The 17,189-nt window shown below is 69.5% G+C and carries 19 protein-coding genes; 4 read left to right on the top strand and 15 right to left on the bottom strand.

Annotated elements, in window-relative coordinates; all coding sequences use genetic code 11:
• Nucleotides 1-16 precede the first annotated feature (16 nt).
• The 4 genes from J7E96_RS15410 to J7E96_RS15425 form a co-directional block, all read right to left on the bottom strand.
• The gene (locus J7E96_RS15410; protein ID WP_215131750.1) at nt 17-427 is read right to left on the bottom strand and encodes an STAS domain-containing protein; all 411 of its coding nucleotides are present in this window, start codon (nt 425-427) and stop codon (nt 17-19) included.
• Nucleotides 424-1,314, bottom strand: a complete 891-nt coding sequence (locus tag J7E96_RS15415) for an STAS domain-containing protein (protein WP_215131752.1) — start codon at nt 1,312-1,314, stop codon at nt 424-426. The genes J7E96_RS15410 and J7E96_RS15415 overlap by 4 nt, the downstream gene beginning before the upstream one ends.
• Nucleotides 1,315-1,513: 199 nt before the next feature.
• A complete protein-coding gene (locus tag J7E96_RS15420; RefSeq protein ID WP_215131754.1) occupies nt 1,514-2,704 on the bottom strand; it encodes a PP2C family protein-serine/threonine phosphatase in 1,191 nt (396 codons plus the stop codon).
• 182 nt (nt 2,705-2,886) lie between these two features.
• Nucleotides 2,887-3,090: a cold-shock protein gene (locus tag J7E96_RS15425; RefSeq protein ID WP_215131756.1), complete on the bottom strand. Its 204-nt coding sequence runs from the start codon at nt 3,088-3,090 to the stop codon at nt 2,887-2,889.
• A 354-nt stretch (nt 3,091-3,444) separates the two neighbouring features.
• Between J7E96_RS15425 and J7E96_RS15430 the strand changes: the two genes are divergently transcribed.
• On the top strand, nt 3,445-3,858 hold the full coding sequence (locus tag J7E96_RS15430; RefSeq protein WP_215131758.1) for a DUF4190 domain-containing protein: 414 nt from the start codon (nt 3,445-3,447) through the stop codon (nt 3,856-3,858).
• A gap of 117 nt (nt 3,859-3,975) precedes the next feature.
• Here the strand turns inward: J7E96_RS15430 and J7E96_RS15435 are convergent, their stop codons facing one another.
• From J7E96_RS15435 to J7E96_RS15455, 5 genes are all read right to left on the bottom strand, one after another.
• Nucleotides 3,976-4,917: an NAD-dependent epimerase/dehydratase family protein gene (locus tag J7E96_RS15435; protein ID WP_215131760.1), complete on the bottom strand. Its 942-nt coding sequence runs from the start codon at nt 4,915-4,917 to the stop codon at nt 3,976-3,978.
• Between the two features lie 65 nt (nt 4,918-4,982).
• Nucleotides 4,983-5,558: a hypothetical protein gene (locus tag J7E96_RS15440; protein ID WP_308295974.1), complete on the bottom strand. Its 576-nt coding sequence runs from the start codon at nt 5,556-5,558 to the stop codon at nt 4,983-4,985.
• A gap of 48 nt (nt 5,559-5,606) precedes the next feature.
• Nucleotides 5,607-6,167, bottom strand: a complete 561-nt coding sequence (locus J7E96_RS15445) for an FABP family protein (protein WP_215131762.1) — start codon at nt 6,165-6,167, stop codon at nt 5,607-5,609.
• A 181-nt stretch (nt 6,168-6,348) separates the two neighbouring features.
• On the bottom strand, nt 6,349-7,560 hold the full coding sequence (locus J7E96_RS15450; RefSeq protein WP_215131764.1) for an amino acid aminotransferase: 1,212 nt from the start codon (nt 7,558-7,560) through the stop codon (nt 6,349-6,351).
• The gene (locus tag J7E96_RS15455) at nt 7,553-8,521 is read right to left on the bottom strand and encodes a DMT family transporter (RefSeq protein ID WP_251069953.1); all 969 of its coding nucleotides are present in this window, start codon (nt 8,519-8,521) and stop codon (nt 7,553-7,555) included. The genes J7E96_RS15450 and J7E96_RS15455 overlap by 8 nt, the downstream gene beginning before the upstream one ends.
• A 156-nt stretch (nt 8,522-8,677) precedes the next feature.
• Here J7E96_RS15455 and J7E96_RS15460 point away from each other — a divergent pair, with 156 nt between their 5' ends.
• Nucleotides 8,678-9,163, top strand: coding sequence for an Lrp/AsnC family transcriptional regulator (locus tag J7E96_RS15460; protein WP_215131767.1), 486 nt, complete (start codon nt 8,678-8,680; stop codon nt 9,161-9,163).
• Nucleotides 9,164-9,217: 54 nt separating this feature from the next.
• Here J7E96_RS15460 and J7E96_RS15465 read toward each other — a convergent pair whose 3' ends face one another.
• Nucleotides 9,218-9,817, bottom strand: coding sequence for a hypothetical protein (locus J7E96_RS15465; protein WP_215131769.1), 600 nt, complete (start codon nt 9,815-9,817; stop codon nt 9,218-9,220).
• Between the two features lie 32 nt (nt 9,818-9,849).
• Nucleotides 9,850-10,773 (bottom strand): zinc metalloprotease HtpX, encoded by a 924-nt coding sequence (gene htpX / locus J7E96_RS15470; protein WP_215131770.1) that lies wholly within the window; start codon nt 10,771-10,773, stop codon nt 9,850-9,852.
• A 197-nt stretch (nt 10,774-10,970) separates the two neighbouring features.
• Here htpX and J7E96_RS15475 point away from each other — a divergent pair, with 197 nt between their 5' ends.
• Nucleotides 10,971-11,837, top strand: a complete 867-nt coding sequence (locus J7E96_RS15475) for a class I SAM-dependent methyltransferase (protein ID WP_215131772.1) — start codon at nt 10,971-10,973, stop codon at nt 11,835-11,837.
• Nucleotides 11,838-11,929: 92 nt separating this feature from the next.
• On the opposite strand, the gene J7E96_RS15480 is transcribed toward J7E96_RS15475, so the two are convergent.
• A complete protein-coding gene (locus J7E96_RS15480) occupies nt 11,930-13,135 on the bottom strand; it encodes an erythromycin esterase family protein (RefSeq protein WP_215131774.1) in 1,206 nt (401 codons plus the stop codon).
• A 68-nt stretch (nt 13,136-13,203) separates the two neighbouring features.
• Here J7E96_RS15480 and J7E96_RS15485 point away from each other — a divergent pair, with 68 nt between their 5' ends.
• Entirely contained in the window at nt 13,204-13,941 is a 738-nt protein-coding gene (locus J7E96_RS15485) for a TioE family transcriptional regulator (protein ID WP_215131776.1), read from the top strand.
• A gap of 155 nt (nt 13,942-14,096) precedes the next feature.
• On the opposite strand, the gene J7E96_RS15490 is transcribed toward J7E96_RS15485, so the two are convergent.
• From J7E96_RS15490 to J7E96_RS15500, 3 genes are all read right to left on the bottom strand, one after another.
• On the bottom strand, nt 14,097-15,260 hold the full coding sequence (locus tag J7E96_RS15490) for a hypothetical protein (RefSeq protein ID WP_215131778.1): 1,164 nt from the start codon (nt 15,258-15,260) through the stop codon (nt 14,097-14,099).
• A 53-nt stretch (nt 15,261-15,313) separates the two neighbouring features.
• A complete protein-coding gene (locus tag J7E96_RS15495; RefSeq protein ID WP_308295975.1) occupies nt 15,314-16,168 on the bottom strand; it encodes an IclR family transcriptional regulator in 855 nt (284 codons plus the stop codon).
• A gap of 193 nt (nt 16,169-16,361) precedes the next feature.
• On the bottom strand, nt 16,362-17,174 hold the full coding sequence (locus tag J7E96_RS15500; RefSeq protein WP_215131780.1) for a PaaX family transcriptional regulator C-terminal domain-containing protein: 813 nt from the start codon (nt 17,172-17,174) through the stop codon (nt 16,362-16,364).
• Nucleotides 17,175-17,189 lie beyond the last annotated feature (15 nt).

Below are 17,189 nucleotides of genomic sequence, written 5' to 3' on the forward strand. Positions count from 1 at the left end.
GCCGGTGGATCAAGGCTTAGCGAGTTGTGTCACGTCGGGCCCCTTCCGGGGGCTGCGGACTTTGATACCAGCCCAAGGCGGCCATGCCCTGCTCTGCGTTCAGGGCGGTTTCCACACCAATGAGTTCAATGCCCAGTTCGACCAGAGTGATCGCCACAGGGGGTCGTATTCCGGCCACGATCACGCGTGCTCCCAGGAGTCTGGCCATGGTGGTGAGTTCCATCAGGGTGCGTGCCACAAAGGAGTCGACGATCTCGAGGCGGGAGATGTCGATCAGGACCCCTCGTACACAGTCGGCCGAGATGCGCTCGGTGAGCTCGTCGGTGAAGGCCATGGCGGCCTTGTCGTCGAGTTCGTCGAGCAGCCCGGTGATCAGGACGTCACCCAGACGCAGGATGGGCACACCGGTGGAAGCACGCCCCCTCATCGCGACGCCGGCCCGTCGGACGGCCCGTTGGAGGCGGGCAGGGAGCCGACGGTGAGCTTGATGGCCTCGGACAGGGCGTCCGCGGGGGTGGCCCGCGTCATGATGGTGGACAGGTCGATGCCCAGCTGGGCAATGGTCTGCGCGATCGGCGGCCGGATGCCGCTGATGATGCAGTCCGCCCCCATCAGACGCACCGCGTTGACGGTCTGCATCAGATGCTGCGCCACAGCGGTGTCCACGGTCGGTACGCCGGTGATGTCGATGATGGCGACTGTTGCTTCTTGGTCCTGGATGGCCTGGAGCAGGTTTTCCATCACCACCTGCGTGCGGGCGGTGTCGAGCGTCCCGATGAGCGGGACGCCGAGGACCTGTTTCCAGAGGCGGACGACGGGAGTGGAAAGCTCCAGCAGCTGCCTGCTCTGCCGGTGGATGATCTCCTCGCGGCCTTCGACGTAGGTGTCGAAGGACAAGGCCCCGGCCGCGTCCAGGAGCCGGTTGATCAGCAACGCCGCGGAGAACAGCTCTCCGCCGTCCTGGGTGCTCTCCCGCACGGCCTCCAGCAGCGCCTCCTTGAGCGCGAGGACCGCCAGCGCCGTCGCCGTCGGGGACTCACCGCTCCTGGCTCTGCGCAACGAGAGTTCGGTGACCGCGCGATTGAGGTCGGCATGGGAGTTCGCGATGCGGTCAACCGGCAGAGCGCTGTCGAGACCGGCAGCCAAGGCGGCGACCAGAGCGTCGGCCTCCTCGCGCAGCTCACTCTCGCGAGTACCCGCACTCACAGCGGCGTGCCGCACCTGCAACTGCACCCACCGGTCGGCGATCTCATCGACGCGTCCCTGCATGACGCCGGCGACGCGCTTTCGGGCCACCGCCTCATCGCTGCTCACTCAAACTCCCCTTCGCGACCCCGTCGGCAACGCCCGGCCCTGCGGCCGGCCGGGGGGATTCCTGCTCCGTTCGATTGTTGCCGTATGGCAAATATAAGCACGTGGCACACGACCAAGGGAAGCCGGAAGCCACGCCGGAGATGAGCCGCGTCACCGGCACTGCCCGTAACGGCTTCGAAGCAGGGGCGCGGACCGGGGCTCAGTCCGAAGCCGCGGCGGTGCGCCCGAACCAGTCCAGGCACACGACCAGAGCATCGTCATCGGCGTCGGCATCGCGGTACGACGCCAGTTCCTGCAGGAGCGCGCGCGGCACGGCAGCAGCCGGCAGAAGGCTGACAGCCTGGATGGCACGCGCCAGCGCACGCTCCCCGTAACGCTCGCCGGCGCCGGAGACCGCCGCATAGACGCCATCGCTGACGAAGATCAAGCGGTCGCCGGGCAGCGCCTGGAATTCCTGAGCCGCGTAGAGAGTCTCCTCGAACATGCCCAAGGGGAGCTGGGCCTCGAAGTCGACGTGCTCCACGACCTTGTCGCGTTGACGCCACAACTGAGGCGATCCGGCGTCAACTACTCGCCCGCGCCCGGTCGCCGGCTCGAAGGACAGCAGAAGGGTCGAGACGTACTCGGCTCCGCGGTACTGCGCATAGATCGCCTGGTCGGCCAGGGCCGCTTGATCGGCGATGTCGATGCCCGCCCTGCGAGCATTGCGCAGAGCGTTGACGGCCAGGTTGGTCAGGAGCGACGCCTGGATTCCCTCGCCCATTCCGTTGGTGATGCTGAGCGTGAGGGTCTCAGCCGTGGTGGACCAGTCGAAGTTGTCGCCGTGGATGTCGTAGGCGGGTTCCAGCTGGGCCCCGATGGCGTACTCCGGGCGCGTGCAGGCCCGGGCAGGCAGCAACTGCCACTGCATCTCCGCCGCCAAAGTGAGCCGGCTGGCGCGCCGGGCCTGAAGGAACACGTCCGTATCGCGCTCGGCAACGACGATTTCATGCCCGAGCAACTCGGCGAGTTCTGTCAGCTCCTGAACAGTCTCGGGAGTGCATCTCTGCTTGGGCAATCGCACGGTCAAGATCCCGAGCCTGTCCCCACGGACGGTGACAGGCAGATGCAGATCCACGGAACCGTCATGAGCCACGTACTGCCCGAACGGCTCCTGACTGCCGAAAGCGCGGCCTTCCGGGCTGGCATGGACCGGCAGCGGCTTCGCGGTATGCGGAAGGGCGGTCACCGGCTGCAGGACGGTCAGGCTGTAGTCGGCCATCAGCAGATCGACCTCGACGGCCTCGTAGAACTCGACCAGTGCGGCGCGCACCGTGTCGAAGATCGCATGAGGTGCGGCAGTGCGCACAGCACGCTCAACGGCCAGGAAGTTCGTCACGGTGAGGGCCATTTCGTTGAGAAAGTAGTCAGAGTGGAGCGGCAAATTGCCGGAGCCGTGCCAAACTATTGCCACACAGCAAATTTCCACTCTACCGTGACACCGACGCGCCATGCGAGCGGCCACGCGCGCGCCCATACGCGCACCGCGCCTCCCAGCCTGGGGCTGGGAGGCGCGGTACCGCTCTTCAGGGCTCAGGCAAGCGTGATGTTCTCCGCCTGCGGTCCCTTCTGGCCCTGTGTGATGTCGAAGGTGACCTGCTGGCCTTCCTGCAGCTCACGGAAGCCCTGGGCATTGATGTTGGAGTAGTGGGCGAACACATCCGGTCCGCCGCCCTCCTGCTGGATGAAGCCGAAGCCCTTTTCCGCGTTGAACCACTTCACCGTACCGCTGGCCATGCGTCCTCCAAGGACTGGTAGTTCGGCACCCGCAGCGCGCGGGGCCGGAGGTGATCGCCTTGGTCCTCAGAGACGCTGTACAGCAAAACCTCCCGTGCGGTGACGCACGGCAAGACCTACTTCGGAACCACGACAGCTGAAAAAAACGCTACATCGCACTCTGAGCAACAACCACAGCTTCTTCCAGCCAGACACGCCGGAGAATGACCGGCACCACCCTTGCCTTCGGTCATCGAACACGTTCGCGCATCACCGCTCGCGCCGGGAAACAACGGGTGCATTCGTCGCTGACATGGGGGCACAAGGCCACGTACGACAACTCGTTGGCACGGAAGCAGAGATGAGTGTGATGGCGTGTCCTCCTCCAACCACCCCCAGACCCCTGACGGCTACGCGCAGACCAGCCCGGACACCGGCATGAAGCGAAGCAACGGGCCGGCTATCGCCGCGCTTGTTCTCGGCATCGCGGCGATCCTCCTCTTCTGGACCGTCTTCGGCGGCATTGTGCTGGGCCTGCTGGCAGTGATCGTCGGCATTGTCGGCGCACGCAAGGCACGTGGCGGCCGGGCGCCGCACGGCAAAATGTCGGTCATCGGCGCGGTGCTCGGCGCGCTGGGACTGATCGCGTCCGTCGTCATCATCGCGATCGGCGCGTCGATCCTCAACTCCGACGAGTTCAAGGACTTCGACGACTGCGTCCAGCAAGCCGACACCCAGAGTGAACGTGACACCTGCGCGAAGGACTTCAACAAGGACATCGACGACTGAGTCGGACGGTTCGCCGCACGGCATGACCGTTCGGTCAGCGCACCACCACGGTCAGCTTCTCGGACTGCTCATGCACGTCTCCCCCGCGTTCACACCCACGGTTGATCCAGCCAGGTGTCACCCGGCGGTGGCCAGTCGCTCGCGCCACCAGTCCACCGTCGCCTCGACCTGCTCGTCGACGGGGGTGGCTCGTACCGCGAACTCGGCTTCGTACGCGCTCGAATCAACTACGAATGGACGTACGAACTGATAGCGGATCTCCTTGAGTTCGCGGATCAGCGGGGAGAACACCGACGCGACACCCAGCACGGCCGACGGCAGCCTGCGCACCACGACCGGCCCCGTTTCCGACTGAGCGGCAAGGCGGTCGACCATCTCCCGGGTGGACAGAGCCGGCTCCGTCGGAACGTGCCAGGCCCGTCCCCAGGCGCGTTCCTCGCCCGCGACCTCGGCCAGGGCCCTGGCCACATCGGGGAGGTAGCTCCAGCTGTGCGGGACGTCCGGGTCCCCGAGCCTGGAGACCGGCTTGCCGCGCAGCAGTCGTGGCATGACCCGCGCGGCCAGGTGCCCGCCGTCGGTGACACCGGGCCCGAAGAAGTCCGAGGCCCGCACCTCGACCGCCTTGATACGACCCTGCTCATGGAGGTCCCGTGCCCGCTCCCAAACTGCGGCGCGCACCCGCCCCTTGGGGCCGGTCGCCGCGAGCGGAAGTTCCTCGGTCATGGGACCATCGACGGGGCCGTAACCGTAGAGGTTGCCCAGCATGACCAGGACGGCCCCGGTCGCCTCGGCCGCCGCACAGACCGACGAGGCCAGCGGCGGCCATTCACTCGCCCAGCGATGGTAGGGCGGTGCGGCACAGCCGTAGATCGCGACCGCGCCCTGCGCGACGTCGATCAGGCGCTTGCTGTCCGTCGCGTCCACCGCCACGTGCTCGATGCCGGGCTCCGGGCTCCGGCCCGACTTGGTAACGACGCGTACTGAATGCCCCTTTTCGGCCAGCAGCCGAGCAGTGGCCGCCCCGGCGGGCCCGAAACCTATGACGACATGAAGACTCACGCTCGCACACTAGCGCGAGCGTACGCTGATGCTGCGGCCCCAATACGTCCCCGCCGCGCTTCGGGTCAGCCCGTGCGGCATTGAGACCCGGACGGGTGGCGGATATCGAGAACGAAGCGTTCCGGCGAGTGGAGCTTGAAGGTGTTGTAGGCGGGCTTGGTGTTGAAAGCGGCCCCAAAGGTGACCACTCCCTCGAAGTCGCCGGTCAGGGCGACACCCTTGAGTGTGGGCAGCCCAGTCTTGACCAGCTTGGGCCCCTTGTAGACCGAGCGGCCCGCTTCGTTGTGAGCGGCGGCCGGGCTGAGCTTGATCTCCAGGTAGTACTTACCGGGCAGCGGGACCTTTTTCCCGGAGCCGTCGTACCGCAGTTCCTTCACCGGCTTCACGGAGACCGGGGGCACAGTGCCCCGGACATCGATGACGAGACGGTCGAAGGCACAGTGTCCGCCCCATCGGGCATTGACGACGAGGGCCGTTGCGGGGGTCTGCTGCGATGTCCCGGACCGGGGCGAAGCGACGGCGGGAGTCGTGGCGCCGACCCCGGCGGTGAGAAGTATGCCGGCGGCGAGTGCCGCGAGGCGCTGGCGGTTCTGCATGACGTCCCCCAGTTCTCCTGGTACGGGGACAGTGTTGTCACTCATGAAGACATGCGTGACAACCGTATGGTTGCACGCGCATAAGCCGATTTTCTACGGCCTGGTTTCGCTCCCGCGTCGAAGTCGGAGCTGTGCCGAAAGGTGGTGTTGCAGGGGCTGGCCGACGGCCGCGAGGTCGTGGACGAAGCTGAGCGTGTCCTCGTCCGTCAGGGTGTAGCGGCGGCGGGTGGCATTGACCTCCTTGGCGGTGGGAGCGAGAGCCACCTGATGCGTGGCGAGGTCGACCGCGCCGTCGCCCGCACGGCCGACCGAGATCTCCGCGATGCCGGTGGGCTGGGTGATCAACGCCTCCACACGCCCATCGGGCTGCAGCCGCCACCAGCCGCTCTCCCGAGCCGACGGCCGCAGCGGGGTGCCGTCCGCGTCGAGCAGCCAGGCGCGCGCCTCGTAGTGGAGGAAGGGCCGCCCGTCGTGACTGAAGGTGACCTCCTGCGCGTACGTGAACTCCTCCGCGAGCGTCGGGTACCTGCCGCAGCCCCGGCCGGCCCAGGTGCCGAGGAACCCGATCACCGGCGCGAGCAGTGCGTGCGGCGCGGGTGATTCGTCCGGTCGAAGGGCGTCGGGATACGGGTGCTTCTGGACGGGGTCGGACATGATGTGCGCTCCTGGAATCGAGGCCGGTGCCGGGTGGCAGCCTAGGCGTACCGATCACCAGCACCTCACCTGGCAGCCGCATCGCGCACCGAGCATCGCGCACCGAGGAGCGTGCGTGGCACCAGCCGCCCGGCGGGAGCAGGCAACGGGCAGGGCGTAGCGGCGGTCGGCATCCGTCGGATCACCCCGCCGTAACCGCGCCGACCGCACCGACCGTGGCGACCGCGGCGATGCTGTTCGCGAGGTACGGGATGCGGTGCGCGGATATGCCGGCGATGTTGATACGGCCCGATCCCGTGCCGTAGACCGCGAAGTCCTCGCGCAGGCGCAGCATTTGGTCCGGAGTCAGCGGCAGCATCGAGAACATGCCCTTCTGCTGCGCGAGGATCTCCGCCGGCCGGTCGCACCCGAGGGAGCCGAGGTGGGCGACGAGGTCGGCCCGATTGGCGTTGATGCGGGTGCGCATGGCGTCGAGTTCGGTTCGCCAGGTGGCGTACAGACCCGGGTCGTCCAGGATGGTCGTGACGATCGCGGCGCCGTGCTCGGGCGGCATCGAGTAGAGCACCCGGGCGACGTTCTGCAGGGTCGACTCCACATGGCGCAGCGCCCGCTGGGAAGGGCCGAGGACGATCGCGCAGCCGGTCCGTTCGCTGTAGAGGCCGAAGTTCTTCGAGCAGCTCACGGCGATGAGCATCTCCTCGACCCGCGAGGCCATCGTCCGGGTGGGCTCCAGGTCCGCCTCCAGGCCGTCGCCGAGTCCGTGGTACGCGAGGTCGACGAAGGGCACCCAGCCGTGGTGGGCGGCGAGGCCGGCCAGCGTGTCCCACGCTTCGGGGGTCAGGTCGACACCGGTGGGGTTGTGACAGCAGCCCTGGATGAGGACGACGTCGTTGCGCCGGGCCTCGCTCAGGTCGCGCAGCAGGCCGGCCTGGTCGGGCCGGCCGTCGGCGTCGAGGTAGCGGTACGTGCGTACGGTCAGGCCGGCGGATTCCAGGATCGGCCGGTGATTGACGTACGACGGGTCGCTGATCCAGACGGTCGCGCCGGGAGCGGTCCGGTGGACGAACTCGGCGAGCAGGTTCAGCGCCCCGGTACCGGCGACGGTCTGTATCGCCGTCGCCCGGGATATCAGGTCCTCGGAGCCCAGCACGGTGGAGGTCATCGCGCGGTTGAACGCCTGGTTGCCCGACAGGCCCCGGTACTCCTTGGACGCGCCCCGCTCCGCCAGCCGCAGTTCGGCCTCGCGGACGGCGGCCATCACCGGCGTGGTCCCGGTCTGGTCCCGGTAGACGCCGACCAGGAGGTCCAGCCGCTCGGGGCGGGCGACGGCGCCGAGTTCGGCGACCAGGGCGAACAGCGGGTCGGTGGGCGGGGGGCTGAGCAGCTCAAGCATCGGGAAGCACCTTGGGACGATGACGGGTACGGATGTTGGCGAGGACGACGCCGAGGGTGATGAGGGGTACGCCGACGAGCACGGCCACAGTCAGCGGCTCGTCCAGGAGGGGGATGGCCAGCAGAGTCGCGACGACAGGGCTGAGGCTGCCGACGACGGCGCTGCGCTCGGCGCCCAAGCGCCGGATGGCGAAGGCGTACAGCAGGCCGGCGCAGAGCCCGACGCCCAGACCCTGCACGAGCAGGAAGAACGTGAGGTCGGGCCAGGTGGCCGCGCCGAGGTTCGTGGGGAGTACGCCGGTCAGGACGAGCAGGGCCACCACCACGAACGACGGCCCGCACAGCAGCCCGATCGACCCGACGGGATCGAGGTCCACCTCGCGCAGCCCGACGGTGTAGAGCGCCCACAGCCCGCTGGCCAGGAGCAGCATCCCGGACCCGAACAGGACGTCCCCGTCGACCGCGACGACGTACGGCGAGACGAGGGCGACAACGCCCATGGCGATCAGGCAGAGCCCGGCCGCCTGCATCCGCTTCGGGACACCGCGCCCGTTCGTCATCATGAGTACGGATACGAACAGCGGGACCATGCCGGGCACGATCGCCCCCACGAAGGCGGTCGAGGTCAGCGAGCCGCCGTACATCGCGGCCAGGAAGAACGGCACCCCGGCGCCGCCGACGATCTTGAGCGCCGTCCATCGGCCGACGGCGGCGAAGCGCCTGCGCCGGCGCCACAGCGCGGGCGCCAGGACCAGCAGGGGCACACCGAACCGCAGCAGCGCGGCATCCGCCGGTTCGAGCGTCGACGTACTGAGCGCCCGCGCGCTGAGCGCGAACCCGGCCCAGATCGCCACCGTCAGCAGCAGCGCCACCATCCCCGCGACCTCACCCGGGCGACGCGGGCCGCGCTTGGGGCTCGCGGGGGCGGGCGGGGCCGCGGGGGCGAGCTTGGTCGTACTCAACGGGATTCCTCCGGCCGGGCGTGGTGGGTGGCGCGCGACCGGTCTCCGCCGGGTCTGTCAGGCCGTCCGCAACGCTATGGCAGGAGGCGGAGCAGCCGATTGCTATTTCCACCCCGGATTCCTAGCCTGGGGGCAGAATCTGCCAAGGAGTGCCCCATGGACGCCGTCGACCTACAGATCATCCGCGAATTGCAGGCCGACGGACGGCTCTCCAACCAGGAGCTGGCCGACCGCGTCCGGCTGTCGCCGTCGCCGTGCCTGCGCCGGGTCCGGAGGCTGGAGGAGGCAGGTCTCATCCGGGGCTACACCGCGATCGTGGACCAGCTGACGTTCGGCCTTCCGATCACCGTCTTCGTGAACATCCGCCTCGAACGGCACACGTCCGACATGGTCAGCACGTTCGAGGAGCACATCGGCCGGATCGAGCACATCCAGGACTGCTACCTCATGACCGGTGACAGTGACTATCTGCTCCGCATCGTGACCGAGAGCCTCGAAGCGTACGAGCGCCTCGTCCGCGACCAGATCCACGCCATTCCCGGCATCGCCTCGATCCAGTCCAGCTTCGCCTTCGGCAGCGTCAAGCAGTCCCGGATCTACCCCCGCCCCGCACCGCCACGACCCTCCCCCTGGCCGGCCTGAAACGGCCTGAGCCCGCCTGAGCCCGCCTGCGACTCCAAGGACGCGCGGGCCCCGTCAGTCCGCCCCTGCGAGCCCCGGCGCACCCCACACCGGGAACCAGCGGGCCAGGTCCGGCTCGACCCGCAGATCGTCCGCGAGCAGCGCCCTGACCTGGAGTTCCAGGGCGTTGTCGCGCTTCTCGGTCCTCCCGGGGAGCGGCGCGAAGGGATAGAAGGTGCCGCGCTTGTAGAGGTAGATCAGCGCGAGGGCGCGGTCCCCGGCGGCTTCCCGGAAGCCGATCAGGGAGCAGAGCAGCTGCGGGCCGAATCCGGCGTCCTGGAGGAGGGTGTTGACCGCGTGCAGGTCGTTGACCAGTGCGGCCGTGTCATCGGCGGGGTGGCGAACGAGCAGCCAGGTGTAGCCGTACGCGTCCTGGCTGAACTCGACCGGTATGCCGCCGCGGCCCGTATCGGCGTCGAGCAGCTCCCGTACGTCCTGCTGGAGGGCGGCGAAGGCGCCGCCCTCCACGCTGGCGAAGCACACCGAGCCGATGCCGGTCGGGGTGAATCCGGCAGCCGCCTGGAGGGTGATGGCGGCGGCGGGCAGGCCGAAGAGCTGGTCGAGGTCGGGACGTACGGGCTTGCTGCGGCCGAGGATGGTGTCGAGAAGTCCCACAGGAAGATCCTCTCTCAGGGTTGCGGGCGGCGTTACGGGCGGCCCAGCTGCCTCGCGATCCTGCCGAGCTGCTCCAGGCGCTGCTCCAGCGTCGGGTGCGAGGAGAAGAGCCTGCCCAGGCTCTGCTCGGAGGAGAACGCGGGTGCGAACCAGAAGGCGTTGAACGGCTCCGCCTTCCGCAGGTCCCGAGTCGGGATGTTCGCCATCTGCCCGGTCACCTTGGTGAGCGCGGCGGCGAGCGCCGACGGGCGGCCGGTCAGCAGCGCGGCGGCGCGGTCGGCGGACAGCTCGCGGTAGCGGGAGAGCAGCCGGGTGAGCAGGAAGCTGATCGCGTAGACGACGGCGCTGACCAGGGGGATCAGGAGTATCGCCAGGGCGGCGCCGTTTCCGTCGCGGCCGTGGCCCGCCCGGCTGAAGCCGCCCCAGAGCGCGACCCGGGTCATCACGCCCGCGAGGACGCCGAGGAACGACGCGATGGTCATCACCGCGACATCACGGTGGGCGACATGCGACAGCTCGTGCGCGAGTACGCCCTCCAGTTCCTCCGGCTCCAGGCGACGGAGAAGGCCGGTGGTGGCGCAGACCAGGGCGGTTTTCTGGCTGCGCCCGGTGGCGAAGGCGTTCGGTACGTCGCTGTCGGCGATCGCCACGCGGGGCTTGGGCATGTCGGCGAGGGCGCAGATGCGGTCAATGGCGCCATGCAGTTCGGGCGCCTGCTCGGGGGTGACCTCGCGGGCACCCATGCTGAAGGCCGCGATCCGGTCGCTGAACCAGAACTGCGCGATGAACAGACCGCCCGCGATCAGCAGGATGACGGGCCACGACCCCCGCAGGACGGCCAGCAGGACGCCGATGAAGACGACGTACAGCAGCCCGATGAGGAACATCGTCGTCACCATGCGTGTGGTGAGCCCCCGATCCGGCACATAGCGGGAATGAGACCGGGTCCCAGGCATGTCAATCACCCTCCAGGCGGAGCGCCGTCGCCGTCCCCCTGCCTCGATTGTGCCCCTATGGTCCATAAATCCGGGGTGAGCCGTCGGCCTCGCTCCAGCCCGGCCTTCCGCGGTGATCGTGCAGACGGTAGGCGACCGGAACCCCCAAGGCGTAAAACGGGATGAAATAGCCCCTTTGGGAATATAAGTAGGTGGTCATGGTGAGCGGCGAGACCTCGCAGGCCGATCCGTCGAACGTCGAGCAGGCGCGCGCCTGGGACGGCGAGCAGGGGGCCTACTGGGCCGCACACGCCGATCACTTCGACCGGGCGGTGAGCGGCTACCAGCCACGTTTCCTTGCGGCCACCGCCATCGGCGCCGGTGAGCGAGTGCTCGACATCGGCTGTGGAACCGGCGAATCGGCCCGTGCCGCCGCACGCCTGGCGGTCGACGGATCGGTGCTCGGCGTCGATCTGTCGGCCGAAATGCTGCGAGTGGCACGGCGTAAGGCTGCCGGGGAAGGGCTCGGCAACGTCCGCTTCTCGCAGGCCGATGCCCAGACATATCCGTTCCCCGAGGGGAAGTTCGATGTGGCGATCAGTCGCACCGGGTCGATGTTCTTCGCCGAGCCGGTGAAGGCGTTCCGCAACATCGCGCGGGCTCTGCGCCCCGGTGGCCGCCTGGTGCTGCTGGTGTGGCAGGCCCCGTCCCGCAACGAATGGTTCAGGGCCTTCACCACGGCCATGGCCGCGGGCCGGCCCCTGCCCGCACCTGAGCCCGGTGCGCCGGGTCCGTTCTCCATGGCCGACCCGGAGGAAGTACGGGCCCGGCTCACCGCTGCGGGCTTCGCCGAGCCGCGCTTCGAGGACCTGTCCGCCCCCATGCACTTCGGGCCGGACGCCGACCGTGCGTACGCGTTCGTCTCCGGACTCCTCGGCTGGATGCTCGACGGCCTCGACTACAGCGGCCGCCACCGCGCCCTGACGGATCTGCGCGCGAGCCTCGATGCCCACGAGACGCCGAGCGGTGTGCTCTACGAATCGGCCGCCTGGCTCATCACTGCCGGTCTGTCGCGGCGGGGGTGAGCGGAGGCCGGAGCGGCATAATCCGACTCGAGGGCGTCACCGCCTGGTGCCGGGGCCCTGACGGCAACGGCCGGGCGGCTCCGGTCACGGCACTAGCTCTCCGGGACGTTCTTGACGAACACCATCCCGTCGCTTGCTGCCAAGTGGGCCGGGTCCAGCGGGGAGTAGCCGAACCAGGGCGACACGCGGGCGGCGGGTCGCGCGTCGCCGAGGGCGGCGGCCAGCCGGGGGGCGTCGACGACGTAGCGGTCCTCCGGGAGCGCGTACAGGAGTCCTTCGACGGTGTCCGGTGGCGGGGCGCCGACTCCCTGGTGCCGGATTGTGCCGAGGGCCGTGGCCAGGAAGGCGTACTCCTTCCCCAGGCGGGCGTTCACGAGTGCGCCGGCGCTCCACCACTCCAGCAGTGGCTGGTCCCACATCCGCATCGTGCTCTTGTCGCGCTGGAGATGGCTGTTGTGGGCGTGGACCAGGGTCGGGTTCCGCTCGGCGACGGCGAGGAGGTTGTCGGCCATCATCGAGTCCCGCAGCCCGATCAGCCGCGTCATGCGGGCCGGTGAGGTGTCGGCCATCCAGAAGTGGTAACGCAGCAGGCCGATGGCGGTACGCCCGTACAGCCGCGCCCGGTCCCAGTCATCTCGCGAGGTCGCAGTGATCAGGTGCGGCGTCTGCGCGTCGAGCAGCGCCACCAGATCGTCGGCGAGCAGCCGCAGCTCCCTGGCCTCGGCCGACTGCCCCGTGGACTGGGCCGGGTCCCTCATCGCGGCGGGATTGGTCCACCGGTCGTCGGCGCCGAGCAGGCGGTCGAGCGCTTCCGCGGTGCAGGGGAGCAGGTCCGCGTCCACCCGGGCCGAGAGGTAGCCGTGGAGTGCGGTGAGGGCCTGCCGTGGGCTCGCGGCTCCGGTGATCTCCAGCGGGCCGTCGAAACCGGCGAAGCGCAGCCGCTCGGACGCTGCCTGCCTGTCGTTGTACGCGCGCATCCAGCGCACGAGTTCGCGGTTGGCCGCGGACGCGCCGAGCCCGTGGCTGAAGCCACGCTCCATGACCTCGTCGAGGGTGCCCGTGCCCGAGGTGACGTAATCGTCCACGACCAGGCCCATGACGCAGTCGCTCTCGATCGCGATGGTCCGGTAGCCCTCCTGCTCGACGAGCTGCCGGAAGAGCTCGTTGCGCAGGTGGAGCAGCGTGTCCTCGCCGTGGGTGGGCTCGCCCAGGGCGAGCAGCCGGGGCCGGGCCGGGAGCAGTTTCATGACGGCGGCGGCCTCTACGGCATGGGCGGTGTCCTGGATGTCAGTAGCCATGGCTTCAACGGTATCGTTGAACCTTCGGTTGAAGCTTTCCGTAATTTTCCCGCGATATAGGCAGGCTCATGGGGAAGAACCTTCAAAACGGTGAGCGGCTCAGGCCGATTGACCTGGCGCGCGGGCACGGTCTGTCCACGCAGGCCATCAGGAACTACGAGGAGGCCGGCATCCTCCCGGCTGCCGGGCGCACACCTCACGGCTACCGCACCTACACCGCGCTGCATGCGCGGGCCCTGCGCGCGTTCCTCGCCCTGGTGTCCGGCCACGGCCACCGGACGGCGACGGCGATCATGCGGGCGGTGAACCAGGGCGTGGTCGACGAGGCGTTCCGTCTCATCGACGAGAGCCACGCCCAGCTCCTTGAGGACCGGCGGACACTCCAAGCCGTGGAGAGCGCTCTGCGCGACCTGGAACCCACCTCGGAGTCCGGGCCGGACGCGGTGTCCGGGCCGCCCGGCGGCACGTTCATCGGGCCGCTGGCAGGGAAGCTCGGGATCCGGTCCGCCACGCTGCGCAAATGGGAGCGCGCCGGGCTGGTGCGCCCCCGCCGCGACCCGCGGACCGGGTACCGCGTCTACGACGAGGCCGATGTGCGGGACGTTCGGCTGGCCCACCAGCTCAGGCGTGGCGGCTACCTGCTGGAGCAGATCGCCCCGCTGATCGCCCAGGTGCGTGCGGCCGGTGGGCTGGAGCCGCTGGAGGCCGCCCTGCGCGACTGGCGCGGCCGGCTGTCCGCCCGCGGGCGCGCGATGTTGGCCGGGGCCGCCGAACTGGACGCCTACCTCCGCGATCGCGCCGGATAGCGCGGGAGCGGGAGCGGCTTCCGCCAAGTCCGGGGCGACGTACGTGCGGTTGGCGGGCAGCGCCACCGCTGCCGGCAAGGCACATGGCAGCACGGCCACGGTTGCCCCGCCCCGAACCGCGTGCGAGGGGCGAGGCTCAAAGTAGCCCTGGAGTACTAGGGCCGGGCGGGTTCTTGAACGGAGGCCGTGGCGTCGGCGGTCGCCGCTGGGCCCACCGCCACCCGCAGCGTCACGGCGGCCGCGACTCCCGCCACCAGGCCGCAGGTCAGGGCGGCCGGAACGCCGCCACCTATGCCGGCGGACAGGTGCAGCAGCCCCCAGCGCAGGCCCGCTTCGTCCATCGCCATCCGCAGCATCTGGCTCGCCAGCAGCCCGAGGACGGTCGCGCAGACCGCGCCGGCCGCCATGGCCGGGACAGTGGCTCGGGTGAGCAGTCCCGGCAACCGCCGCAGCGCCCACCACACCACCGCGAGCAGCAGCACGTCGGCGGCGCGATACAGGAGCCAGTCACCGAGTGGCGTCCCCGCCGGACCCGCCCAGGCGCCGAGCAGCAGCCACAGGCGCAGGAGTTCGCCCGGTTCGGCGAACAGCCCGCCGGCCGGGGAGACCGTCTGGAGGGCGGCGGCGACCGGCTGGTACGAGAGGACCACCAGGGACAGTGCGATCACCGCGGTCCCGGCGGTGGCGGCCAGACGCGCAGCGCGCGCCGGGACGACTTCCTGAGGCAGCGGACCGGCGCCCTTGGCGGTGACCCGCGCTGCGAGCACCGTCACCGCCGCGGCGACCAGCGCGGTCGCCACCAGGACCTGCCGCCCGGAGGAGATCGCGCTCGCCAGCTGCGGCAGGAAGCGGTAACTGCCGCGCCCCCGCGCGGCGATCAGCCACGGCGTGGAGACGGTGACCGCCAAGGTCCCGGCCACCAGGCCCCAGGCCCACACCGCGAGCAGCGCGGCCGGCATGCGGCCGTGCACCGGCGGCAGCCTGCGGACCAGGAGCAGGGCACCGGGCACGAAGAAGGCGAAGACCGCGGCGAACCGGATCTGCAGCGCGGTTTCGTACAGCGCGAGGTAGCGGGTGCTGTCGGTCTGGGCCGTGTCCCCGATCCCGCCGGACACCTCGGCGCCGAGCTGAACCGAGGCCGGAGGGTCGTACGACCAGGGCGTGAGCCAGTGTTCGAGCTCGGCGGCGGCCCGGCCGCCGATCACGTCGGCGGTGCTGGGCAGGTGCAGCGCGTGCGCGCTCGCCCCCGCCCACCACAGAAGCACCGTGAGCAGCAGCCCGCCGGCCAGTGCCGGTAAAGCCGCGCGCCGGTATGTCATGTGTATCCCCCGCCTTGATCGCCATCCCGCCTATCCCCTGGTCGAGTTGGAGATTACGGGGCGCTGATCCGCGGCGCGACCATGGCGCGGGAGATCGCCCGGGCGCTGGTACACACCAGCCGGGCCAGCGCATGCGGGGAGGCACTGCCATGGCGTACCACCAGCGAGACCGCGGCGATCACCGCACCGTCGCTGCCGTGCACGGGAGCGGCGACCGACACGGCGTCCATCGTGACCTGGCGGTCACTGACCACGTAGCCGTTGGTCCGCGCATCGGCCAGCATGCGCCGCAGCGCACGCGGATCGGTGACCGTACACGGCGTAAAACGCTTGAACGGGCCGGCGAGCACCTGGTCCTGCACCTCCGCGGGGGCATGAGCGAGCAGCACCAGCCCAACCCCGGTGGCCGTGAGGGCGAAACGCCCGCCCACGCGTGTGAGTACAGGGACCGCGCCGGAGCCCGCGATGCGCTCGACGAAGACGAGCTCGGTAACCTCGCGCACCGCGAGCTGGACGTTCTCGCGGGTGATCTGGGACAGGTCCTCCAGGAACGGCAGCGCCCGCTCCCGCAGCCCCTGACCGCGCGGCGCCAACGAGCCGACCTCCCACAGCCGCAGGCCGACGCGGTAGCACCCCTTGTCGCCGCGCTCCAGCGCCCCCCAGGCCATCAGCTCACCCAGCATCCGGTGCACGGTCGACACGGGCAGCCCGGCCCGCCGGGACAGCTCGCTCAACGTCATCTCCGGACAGTCCGCGCTGAACGCACCGAGGATCTGCAGCGCGCGCCCCAGCACCGGCCCGGTGCCGGACTCGGAGCCACGGCGACGCGGCGCAGGGCGCTCCGCCGGGGCCACCGGCGACGCTCCGCGCTCGCCCTCCTCGGATTCCTTTACGAGGGAGTGTTCCACCGGCGCTCCCGCTGCTTCCCGTTAGCTGTGCCCCAGCCCGGGGCGGATCACTGGACGGCCGCTTTCTCCACCGTGCCGGTCAGTGTGCAGCAAGGCAGAAGCTGCGTCGAGACCCGCACCGGCGGCACGGCCGACGAAGCGGCAGGCTGTCGGCGCGGTCGCCGAGGGGGCGCGTGTTTTCTACGGTGACGATCTATAGAGCGGTCACTTTCCGTACATGATCCAGGCTGGGAGAGGCGAGCACGGCGTGCAGCTGTTGGAACACCTGACGTGCGGCGACAGCGTTCCAGTCCTGCGGGAGCAGTTCGGCCGGAAGGCCGGGGTCGAGGTAAGGGAGTCTGCGCCACTGGGTCAGCATGGGTACGTAGTGACGGAACGCTTCGCCGCTGTCTACGTCCTCTTTCGTGCCCAGACGTTCCGCGACCGGACCGTAGGTGTCGGTGAACGACGCGTACTGCGCCTGGATGGCGGGGAAGTCCCACCAGGAGGTGACCGATGTGCGCAGGTCGCTGAAGGCGGCGTAATCCGAGGTGAAGAGGTGCACGTAGTCACTCAGGCCAAGCCGCGTGAGTGTGCTGCGGGCATCCTTCAGGAGGCGGCCAGGTGCCAGCCAGACGCCGGGGGCGAGGTTGCCGAACCCCAGCCAGGTGAGACGGGTGCGCAGTTGGTAACGGTGCGCTCGTTCGGACTCTGGTACGGAGAAGACCGCCATGACCCAGCCGTCTCTCAGCTCGGCCGGCTCAAGGCTGCCGAAGATGCGCCGGTCACCCTCGTCGAAAACGGTGTGCATGGCTGGGCTGAGCCGGTAGCCGGTGGCGGAGCGGCGTTCCGGTTCCAGTACGCCGCGCTTCTTCAGCCTGGAGATGGCTGAGCGTACGGCTTGGCTGTCCACGTCCAGCTCGGCGAGCAGCACGATGAGGTCGGCGATCGAGATCCACCCGCCGAGCCGGCGGAGGAACGCTCCGTAGACCGTGTTGATCAGAGAGCTTGGCCTGGAGCTTTCCACATGATCGCCTTCCGT

Origin of the sequence: Streptomyces sp. ISL-96 (assembly GCF_018614035.1) — a bacterium.
Taxonomy (GTDB): Bacteria; Actinomycetota; Actinomycetes; order Streptomycetales; family Streptomycetaceae; genus Streptomyces.